The organism is Veillonella sp. (assembly GCF_019414865.1).
Lineage (GTDB): Bacteria > Bacillota > Negativicutes > Veillonellales > Veillonellaceae > Veillonella.
In genome coordinates this window covers 1-9,230 of the sequence record NZ_DXLG01000065.1, presented here as the reverse complement: position 1 = coordinate 9,230, position 9,230 = coordinate 1, and the positions used below count along the sequence as shown (strand labels likewise).

Annotated in this window: 8 protein-coding genes; 2 read left to right on the top strand and 6 right to left on the bottom strand. The window is 41.6% G+C overall.

The annotated features are described in order from the left end of the window. Positions 1 to 130: 130 nt before the first annotated feature. The 6 genes from QZ334_RS05370 to aroF all read right to left on the bottom strand — a co-directional run bounded on the left by QZ334_RS05370 (position 131) and on the right by aroF (position 7,293). Positions 131 to 1,366 (bottom strand): shikimate kinase, encoded by a 1,236-nt coding sequence (locus tag QZ334_RS05370; RefSeq protein WP_295232528.1) that lies wholly within the window; start codon positions 1,364 to 1,366, stop codon positions 131 to 133. A gap of 123 nt (positions 1,367 to 1,489) precedes the next feature. Continuing rightward, positions 1,490 to 2,629: a bifunctional chorismate mutase/prephenate dehydratase gene (locus tag QZ334_RS05365; protein ID WP_005385244.1), complete on the bottom strand. Its 1,140-nt coding sequence runs from the start codon at positions 2,627 to 2,629 to the stop codon at positions 1,490 to 1,492. Next, a complete protein-coding gene (aroC, locus tag QZ334_RS05360; protein WP_295232525.1) occupies positions 2,616 to 3,710 on the bottom strand; it encodes a chorismate synthase in 1,095 nt (364 codons plus the stop codon). The genes QZ334_RS05365 and aroC overlap by 14 nt, the downstream gene beginning before the upstream one ends. Before the next feature lie 72 nt (positions 3,711 to 3,782). Next, positions 3,783 to 5,051: a 3-phosphoshikimate 1-carboxyvinyltransferase gene (gene aroA, locus QZ334_RS05355; RefSeq protein ID WP_295232522.1), complete on the bottom strand. Its 1,269-nt coding sequence runs from the start codon at positions 5,049 to 5,051 to the stop codon at positions 3,783 to 3,785. 101 nt (positions 5,052 to 5,152) lie between these two features. Then, positions 5,153 to 6,205, bottom strand: a complete 1,053-nt coding sequence (gene aroB / locus QZ334_RS05350) for a 3-dehydroquinate synthase (RefSeq protein ID WP_295232530.1) — start codon at positions 6,203 to 6,205, stop codon at positions 5,153 to 5,155. Between the two features lie 74 nt (positions 6,206 to 6,279). After that, positions 6,280 to 7,293, bottom strand: a complete 1,014-nt coding sequence (gene aroF / locus QZ334_RS05345) for a 3-deoxy-7-phosphoheptulonate synthase (RefSeq protein ID WP_129823392.1) — start codon at positions 7,291 to 7,293, stop codon at positions 6,280 to 6,282. A gap of 730 nt (positions 7,294 to 8,023) precedes the next feature. Here aroF and QZ334_RS05340 point away from each other — a divergent pair. Both QZ334_RS05340 and QZ334_RS05335 read left to right on the top strand, forming a co-directional pair. Beyond that, positions 8,024 to 8,440, top strand: a complete 417-nt coding sequence (locus tag QZ334_RS05340; protein WP_227721284.1) for a GNAT family N-acetyltransferase — start codon at positions 8,024 to 8,026, stop codon at positions 8,438 to 8,440. A gap of 82 nt (positions 8,441 to 8,522) precedes the next feature. Next, on the top strand, positions 8,523 to 8,981 hold the full coding sequence (locus QZ334_RS05335; RefSeq protein WP_005385252.1) for a DIP1984 family protein: 459 nt from the start codon (positions 8,523 to 8,525) through the stop codon (positions 8,979 to 8,981). Positions 8,982 to 9,230 lie beyond the last annotated feature (249 nt).

Below are 9,230 nucleotides of genomic sequence, written 5' to 3'. Positions count from 1 at the left end.
AATATATATAATACATAGGACATATAAAAAAGCAGTAGTTATCTTTAGGATAGCTACTGCTTTTTAGTTTATATCATTGATGTTATGATATGAGTTTTGGTTTTATCTAGAAATACAGATGTAAATAATCTTACAATAGGTTTGTTTCAAAGTCTTCTAGGATAGCCGCTACTGTTTCTGGTGCATTGCGGTTATGTTCTATTATGCATTGAGCGAAGCTTTCATACATTGGTGTACGAATTTCTTCGAGCTCGCGTAAACGTTCGATGCCGCCACTAGAGAGTACACGGCCAGTAGTAGATAGATTTTCTATAGGTTGTGTTAATTGGTAGATACGACCGTTTTGGCGTAGGTGTGCGAAGTTTTTAGGCACTGTTACACAGCCACCGCCAGTGGAGATCACAAGGCCTGTTTGAGTGCCGAGTTTTGCAATCATTTCAGCTTCTTTTTCGCGGAACGCTGGTTCCCCTTGTTCTGTAATATAGGTGGAAATGTCACCGATTTCTTTTTCTAACTCTTGATCCACATCAATGCAAGTGCGGCCCATTTCTTCCCCAAGGGCTTTGCCTACTGTTGTTTTACCTACACCAGGCATGCCGATGAGGATGATATTTTCCTTTTCACGTCGCATATCGCGCAAGATTTGCTCGATTTCTTTCGTGCCAAAGCTTTCACCTTGGAAATGGTTAGCCGCCTCAACACCTTGTGCAACAAGGAATGGCAAGCCATCACAATGAGGAATTTCCATCATTTCTGCTTGTAACAGTAAAATCGTACGGCGTGGATTGTAGATGAGGTCTACAACGCCTTCCAATTTAGAAAACTGCGTAATATCGATGAGATTGGCTGGATTATGAGGGTACATGCCGATAGGGGTGCAGTTAATAATAATCTGCGCTGTTTCATAATAGTTTGGCGCATCACCATAGAATGGAGCCGTTTTGCGAGATAAATGGACGATATTTTTAGCGCCTAAATCTTCGAGGGCTACGTGAACAGTAGCAGAGGAAGCACCATCGCCAAGGATGATACATTCCTTGCCAGATACATCGATGCCAGCATGTTGTAGGGTAAACACAAAACCATCATAGTCTGTATTGTAGCCGTGCCATTTGCTATCCTTGCGAACCATAGTATTTACACAACCGATGCGTTCGGCACGAGGATCTACAACATCACAAGCTTCAAGGGCATTTACCTTGTAAGGAATTGTAATGTTAATGCCTTGTAATTCTGGATTGGCGAAGAACTCTTGTAATTGGCTAGGTTCTCTTTCAAATAATTCATAATTTGTATTCCCTAACGCACTATGAATGCGAGGGGAAAAGCTATGGCCCAACGTACGGCCAAGTAAACCAAATTTCATAGGACCTCCTAGGTCAATATACATAGAATGGCTAATAGGCTGGTACCTATTAGCCATTGGAATTTTATAACTATATTCATTGTACTATATACGGCCTTATCGGTACTAGTACGGATAAATATATTAGTTTTCTGGATAATTACCGAGCAAGCGGAATTTATCTTGGGATGTATGAAGCTCTGCCAGTACAGACAACACCTTTGGATCCGCTAAGGATGCTTCTAAATCGAGGTAGAACAAGAACTCAAAGTTATGGCCTACGATAGGGCGAGACTCGAGTTTTGTAAGATTTACGCCAATGTTTGCAAACTTAGTAAGCAATGTACCAAGGCCACCTGGCGCATGGCTTGCTGTGGTTACTACAGAGATTTTATTAGCCCCTGGGTATACATGGAAGTCCTTGCTAATGCAGATAAAGCGGGTATAGTTGTTATCGCTGTTTTGGATGTTGCGCATCAATGGAGACAAATTGTACAAGTCTGCACATTGAGGTGCTGCAATAGCTGCCACACCTGGATCATCACTAGCTGCTACAAGCTGTGCAGCACGAGCCGTGTTATCAAAGGAGCGTAATTCTACACCTTCTAATTTTTCTAGGAAGTGGCTACATTGGCCCAATGCTTGTGGGTGAGAGATGATAGTATGAATATCTTCTAGTTTTGTACCTTTTTTTACGAGTAGGTCATGAGAAATCCATAGGCGTGTACCGCGCACGATATAGCATTTGCGATCTTCTAGAAGGTCATATACTTCTTTTACAGAACCATTAGAGCTATTTTCGATAGGTAGTACACCGAATTGACATTCACCAGACTCAACGGCATCGAATACGGCACGGAAGCCTGTTACGTAGTGAATTTGGCTAAGTGGTAATAATTTATCACATGCCACTTGTGCATTGCTACCGAACACGCCAGCACAAGCTACGCTGCCTCGTTGAGGAGGCAAGGTAGGGGATTGCTCAATGGCTTTTTTCATTTTTACAGTGAACTCATTATCTTGGAATAATTGTTCAGACTGGTACGTACGGCTCAAGCTAAATAATGCTTCGAAGAAACGACGCGCATATAGATCGAGGTCTGGACCTGCATCTCTCGTTACTTTATCGAGAATGTCGCGCTCCCGTTTAGCATCGTAAATGGCCTTATTCATTTCTTTCTTTGCCGCTGCAACGTCTTTGGAGAGTTCCATGCGCTCTTTGAATAATTCGAGCATCTGATCGTTTATATCGTTAATTTTAACGCGTACTTCATCTAAGTTCATGGTCAATATCTCCTAAGAAATCAAGAATAACGAGGGCTGTTACGGCTTCGATAACAGGTACTGCACGAAGCGCCACACATGGGTCATGACGACCTTGAATGGTGAGCAATGTGTCCTCTTTTTGTGAAAGTGATACAGAATGTTGTTCTTTATAAATGGATGGTGTTGGCTTGATGCCTACTTGCATAACGAGCGGTAAACCGTTAGTAATACCGCCTTGGATACCACCGCTATTATTGGTAGATGTTGTTATCTTGTCACCGTCCATGGTGAAAGCATCATTCACTTCGGAACCAAGCTTAGCACACATATCGAAACCACCGCCGAAGGATACGCCCTTGATAGCAGGTACACCAAAGATAACGCGAGCTAAACGGTTTTCGATGCCGTCAAAGTTTGGATTGCCAAGGCCAATTGGTAGGCCTGTAGCAACGACCTCAACGATACCACCGGTAGAGTCACCATCTTTTTTGAGATTCATGACCAAGCTTTCTACTTGGCTACGTTTTTGAGCATCCACCATAGCGATTGGTTCTGAAGCGATGCTAGCTAATGATTTCATATCTGGATGAACCATATTGATAGGAGCATCTTGGATTGTTCCCACTTGTTTTAAATGGCCGTGGATTTCGATACCTTTTTCGTGCAATAGTTGAAGGGCGATGCCACCAGCTACGCAAAGCGGTGCTGTAAGGCGAGCTGAGAAATGGCCACCTCCGCGCATATCTACCTTATCCCCGTAGCGCATGCGAGCTGTGAAGTCCGCATGAGATGGGCGAGGGATGTCGCGCAAGTTATTGTAATCGCTAGAATGCTGTGATGTATTGCGGATCATAAATGCCAATGGAGAACCGCTGAGCATACCGTCTACGATACCTGCTAAGAACTCCGGTACATCGGCTTCCTTGCGCTGCGTTGTTAGTTGATTTTGCCCTGGCGCACGACGCTTTAAAAAGGCTTTTAATTCATCGATATCGATGGTATGTCCACAAGGTAGACCCTCTACAATACCGCCAATGGCGTACCCATGAGAGGCGCCGAAGGTAGATACCTGTATGGTTTTACCGAAATTAGATGCCATTATATTAACTCCTACTATATAGTACGTACTATTTCTATTATCTATTAGATTAAACCAGATACGATTAGAAATCTAAACTGGTTGTGCATTACCGCCTAGTAAATTCCAGTCCTCAAAGAAGTCTGGATAGGATTTTGTGATAGCTTCGCTATCTTTTAAGGTAACAGGGGCTTCACTGATGAGAGCCATCAATGTACCAGCCATAACGAGTCGATGGTCATTTACACAATCACCTTGGCCACCTTTAAGTATACCACTACCGATGATATATAGGTCATCACCGTCTTCACGAACTGTGCCGCCTAAGTCTCTCACGAGATTAGCAACGGCTACGAGGCGATCCGATTCCTTTAAACGTAGGCGAGCGCCCTTAACAAAGGAACTTTCACCAGAAATAGAGCAAGCCAGGGCCGCCATAACAGGCAACATATCAGGCATTTGCTCAAGGTCTGCATGAAACGGTTGAGAAGCGCGACCTGTGACTGTTACATTCATACCATCCCAGACAACATCACAACCAGCATCAATCATAACTTGTATGATGCGTCGGTCCGCTTGTACAGAGTTATTATTCATACCTGTAATAGTAATTGGTTTGCCAGTCATACCGGCTGCTACCATCCAAATCGCTGCATTAGACCAGTCGCCTTCGATTTGGTAATTATCGCGACCGATGAAAGATGCACCAAATGGGACTGTGAAAGCCTCATTAATATCGGTATCTGGTAAGGTGTGTTCTACCTCTACACCAAAATCGCGCATAGTTTCAGTTGTTAATGTTACATAATCGCTAGATTGTAGTGGGGTAGTAGAGGTAATGGTAGATAAGCCGATTTGAGGAGCAGCCAACAATAAACCAGAGAAGAATTGGCTACTCACATCACCCACCATAGCGAAATTGCCGCCTTGGAGACGACCTGTCATAGTGAATGGCGGTTTATCTTGGGAAAATGTTACGCCGTGCGCCTTCATTTCCTCTAGCATAGGTTCTAGCGGACGATCTGGTAAACGACCTTTGGCATCTACATCTACATCATTACAGATGGATGCTGCTACAGGTAATAAAAGGCGTAACGTAGTACCTGATTCGTGTGGTACTACATTGCCCTTTGCAGGAACTGGGCCAGGAGTAACGGTAACAACTTTATTTTCATATACTACGTGAGCCCCTAAGCCTCGTAAGGAGTCCATCGTTGCATCGATATCCTTAGAGGTACGACTCAATAATATAGTAGATGGAGAGGTAGTAAGAGCTGCACAAATCAATGCGCGGTGTGCATGAGCCTTTGCTGGGATGGACGCAATCGTCCCTGTAGGGATGGCGTTCGTTACGGAATGCATATAAATCTCCTTTAAGTATTAGGTCTCATATAACTATAATTCTATATATAGGAAAAAGATACCTTGTATCTTGCGTAAGACTTCAAACGAATTAGTAAGGTTTAGTCTAAATAGGTGGCAAGTTCTTCGTGTGTTACCACCTTAAGTTCACTATGGCCGTAGCTGGTAGGAACTACGATTTTTATAGTTGCCCCTTCACTTTTTTTATCATGTTTAGCAGCTGCTAGGATTTCTTCTTTTGTTATGGTCGTAGTAGTTGGCAAATCGTGTGCTTCGATGAGGGCTTTTAATTTTTCTAATGCCTCTCTATCTAATTCTCCACGTTTTACAGCACCTTGTGCCATGAGGACCATACCGATGGCTACAGCATAGCCATGGTGTACTTCAAAGTGGCTGGCCTTTTCGATGCCATGACCAAAGGTATGACCTAGGTTTAAGAGGGCACGAACACCGGATTCGCGTTCATCTTGTTCCACGATATCCGCCTTTGCTTGAACGCAGCGAGCGATAACGGCACTCACGCTATCGCGATGTTTAATTAATGGTTTATGTTCGAGTTGAGTTAATAAACCTGGTACATTGAGGAAACCGTATTTGATAATTTCCCCGCAACCATTTTTCCATTCCATGTCGGGCAATGTATTGAGCGTAGTTGGATCACAGAGGACGAGGATAGGTTGTTTGAAAGCACCCCACAAGTTTTTACCCGCTTCGAGATTAACCGCTGTTTTACCGCCTACAGAGGAGTCTACGGCAGCTAATAGAGACGTTGGAACCTGTACATAATCTATACCACGCAAGTATGTAGCTGCTGCAAAGCCTGCCATATCGCCTACAACACCACCGCCAAGAGCAATGAGGAGGTCTTTACGGGTTAACGATTGAGCCGCCATATACTCTACTAAATCGATGAGTTGATGAGCATTTTTGGAGCTTTCACCAGCAGGGAACACATAATCACAAACAGTATAACCCGCATGTTCCATATTAGCTTTCACAGAGTCCAAATAGTGTGGTGCCACGTTGCTGTCGCTGACGATGATAACACGGCAATTTGGTTTTAACGGTTTAATATAATCGGTGATGCGTTGTAAAGCGCCTTCCTCGATGACAACGTCATACGGTGTGGACGCGTTAATGTGGATGCGAGTCATAACGGTTCCTTTCATAAAAGAATAAGCTAGTATCTATTATAACGGATACTAGCTTATTTGTGTGCTGTTTAAAATTATTTAGTGCATTCTACCAATGCTTGGCGCAATGCGATAACTTCTTTCATAAGGCTAGTGAATTGGTCTGGACGTAATGCTTGAGGGCCGTCGCACAATGCTTTGGATGGATCGTTGTGAACTTCGATCATAAGGCCGTCTGCACCGCCGCCTACGGATGCAAGGGAAAGTGGACGAACCATGCGGCTCATACCTGCAGCGTGGCTAGGGTCCATGATGATTGGTAAGTGAGATAATTCGTGCATCATAGGGATAGCTGTTACGTCTAATGTATTACGAGTTTTAGTTTCGAATGTGCGGATACCACGTTCGCATAATACAACTTGTTCATTGCCTTCGGACATGATGTATTCGGCAGCCATTAACCATTCTTCGTATGTTGCAGATAAACCACGTTTTAAAAGAACTGGTTTGTTTAATTTACCAACTTCTTTTAAAAGCGTGAAGTTTTGCATGTTACGAGCACCGATTTGAAGCATATCTACGTTATCGAAGTATTGTAATTGGGAAATATCCATAACTTCGGAAACGATAGGAAGACCAGTTTCTTTTTTAGCTAGCTCTAATAATTCCAAACCTTCTGGACCCATACCTTGGAAGGAGTATGGAGAAGTACGAGGTTTGAAAGCGCCGCCGCGAAGGATTGTGGCACCAGCTTCTTTACAAGCTTTTGCTGTTTCTAATACTTGTTCAGGTGTTTCAACGGAGCAAGGACCAGCCATTACTGCGAAGTGACCACCACCGATAAGTGCGCCACCTACGTTGATTACAGAATCATCTGGATGGAATTTACGGTTTGCTTTTTTGTATGGTTCTTGAATACGAGTTACTTTATCTACGAAATCTAGGGACTCGATTTGGCGAGCATCGAGGGATGCAGTGTCGCCGATAAGACCTAAGATGTTGTAGCGAGCGCCTTCTACAGGATGGATAATGAAGCCTTTTTCCTCTAATTCACTGCGTAAACGAGATACCTCTGCTGTTGCTGCGTTTTGTTTTAATGTAATAATCATGATAAATCCTCCTTGTAAACTACAGTGAATAGTAGGGCTCACCATACGGGATAGCAAACAAAAAAGGGCTACCCGTAGTCTAATACGGGTAGCCCTTTTACTATTCTAAGCAACTAATAATGACTAAATCTTAATTAGCGTACCACAAATAGTTCCTTACCCGTACATTGGATAAAGAACCAATAAAAGTATTGTTTTGTAGCTGTGCTAATTTGGTTAGTCATCTTTGGTTGCTCCTTTCTAAAATGTTGGGTATAGTATAAACCCAAATGATAAAATTATGCAATACCTAAAAATGAATTTCATGGAAGTTTTAAAAAAAAATATACTTAATAACTTGTTCGAAATATAGATGTAATGAGGTATTTTGTATAAAAATGATTTTTGCTATTCATGACTAAATTGTAGTATAATGAGTTCATAAAGAGAGCCAATCAACGTGTCGGTAGCGTTAGGCTCATCTAAAATTTTGGTAAAAATGATGCGCCTAACGTGTTAGAGGTCTAGCCACCTCATTACGTTAGGCGTTTTCATTACCTTACTTAACTAAGGCAATGATAGTAACTACGGATAACAAAATTATGATAACTACATATGTAATTTCATGTTTTGTCATAGTATCACCACCTTTCGGTGATGAACCTAACTCACGTCAATTGACTCTCTTAGGTACAGTATAACAAAAATAATTTTACACAAATAGCGATATATGAGTAGCTGTGGAGGCTATATGGTTATTCAAATCTTAGATCATATTACTGATGAAATAAAACAAATACGTATTGATGTATTTATGAAGGAACAAGGCTTTACAGAAGAATTCGATGAAATCGATGAGACTGCAAAATTTGTTCTCTTGTCCATAGATGGTAAAGCAGCTGGTACTTGCCGATATTTTCCAAGTGACGTAGTCGGAGATGCACATATTGGTCGCATGGCAGTACGCAAGCTGTATCGTGGGCAACATTTAGGAACAAAAATTATGATGGCAGCAGAAAATGCTATTCGTAGGGATGGATATAAAACATGTTCCTTGTCTGCACAGGTACAGGCTAAGCCATTCTATGAATCCCTTGGCTATAAAGCGGAAGGGGAGGAATACCTTGATGAAGGGTGTCCTCATATTTTAATGAGAAAGCTTTTATAAGTCCTTGTATAATAAGAATAAGTAGATAGGTAGCATTAAATAAGTTGAATGTGCATATTATTTTGTTACGAGGTGAGAGTATATGAAACTAGCAGAGGCATTACAAGAACGAGCTGACTTAAATAAAAAAATTAGTGATTTGCGAGGGCGTTTAAATCAAAATAGTTTAGTACAAGAAGGGGAAACACCTAATGAAAACCCTATAGTGTTGATGCAAGAACTAGAAAAGGCAATTGCTAGACTTCAACAACTCATTAAAGATATTAATCTTACTAACTGTGCAACTATTGTTGAAGGGCGCTCTTTAACACAAATTATAGCAGAAAAAGAAGGTGCAATTATGCGTCTATCTGCATATCGTGCCTTAGCAGATAGTGCGAGTGCGATTAATTATCGTGCTCGTGGCTCGGAAATCAAAATGATAGCAACTATAAATGTTAGTGAATTACAAAAAACAGCAGATAGAATATCTAAGGAAATTCGTACATTAGATAATTTACTACAGTCAACCAATTGGACAGTTGATTTAATAGAGTATTAAGTATAAGTTGGTAATCAAGATAGGGTGGATACAAAGCCACGATTGCTTAATTCGTAAAAAGATGACATTTACATGTACGGGGCATTTAAGATATGTATCGTGTAGGCCCTTATTGTGTATAAATGTATAGTTATTTTTTATAATGTATTACCATGTGTCAACTGTTTTGATGAGGGTGGCTTGGGGATATAAAAAGGAAGCATTTCACTAAAGAATGTGAAATGCTTCCTTTTTTATATTATTAAAATG

Bases quoted from the DNA above. Each gene is read 5' to 3' on its own strand.
- aroF (WP_129823392.1), bottom strand. From the start codon at position 7,293: ATGATTATTACATTAAAACAAAACGCAGCAACAGCAGAGGTATCTCGT.
- QZ334_RS05370 (WP_295232528.1), bottom strand. From the start codon at position 1,366: ATGAAATTTGGTTTACTTGGCCGTACGTTGGGCCATAGCTTTTCCCCT.
- QZ334_RS05340 (WP_227721284.1), top strand. From the start codon at position 8,024: ATGGTTATTCAAATCTTAGATCATATTACTGATGAAATAAAACAAATA.
- aroA (WP_295232522.1), bottom strand. From the start codon at position 5,051: ATGCATTCCGTAACGAACGCCATCCCTACAGGGACGATTGCGTCCATC.
- aroB (WP_295232530.1), bottom strand. From the start codon at position 6,205: ATGACTCGCATCCACATTAACGCGTCCACACCGTATGACGTTGTCATC.
- QZ334_RS05365 (WP_005385244.1), bottom strand. From the start codon at position 2,629: ATGAACTTAGATGAAGTACGCGTTAAAATTAACGATATAAACGATCAG.
- QZ334_RS05335 (WP_005385252.1), top strand. From the start codon at position 8,523: ATGAAACTAGCAGAGGCATTACAAGAACGAGCTGACTTAAATAAAAAA.
- aroC (WP_295232525.1), bottom strand. From the start codon at position 3,710: ATGGCATCTAATTTCGGTAAAACCATACAGGTATCTACCTTCGGCGCC.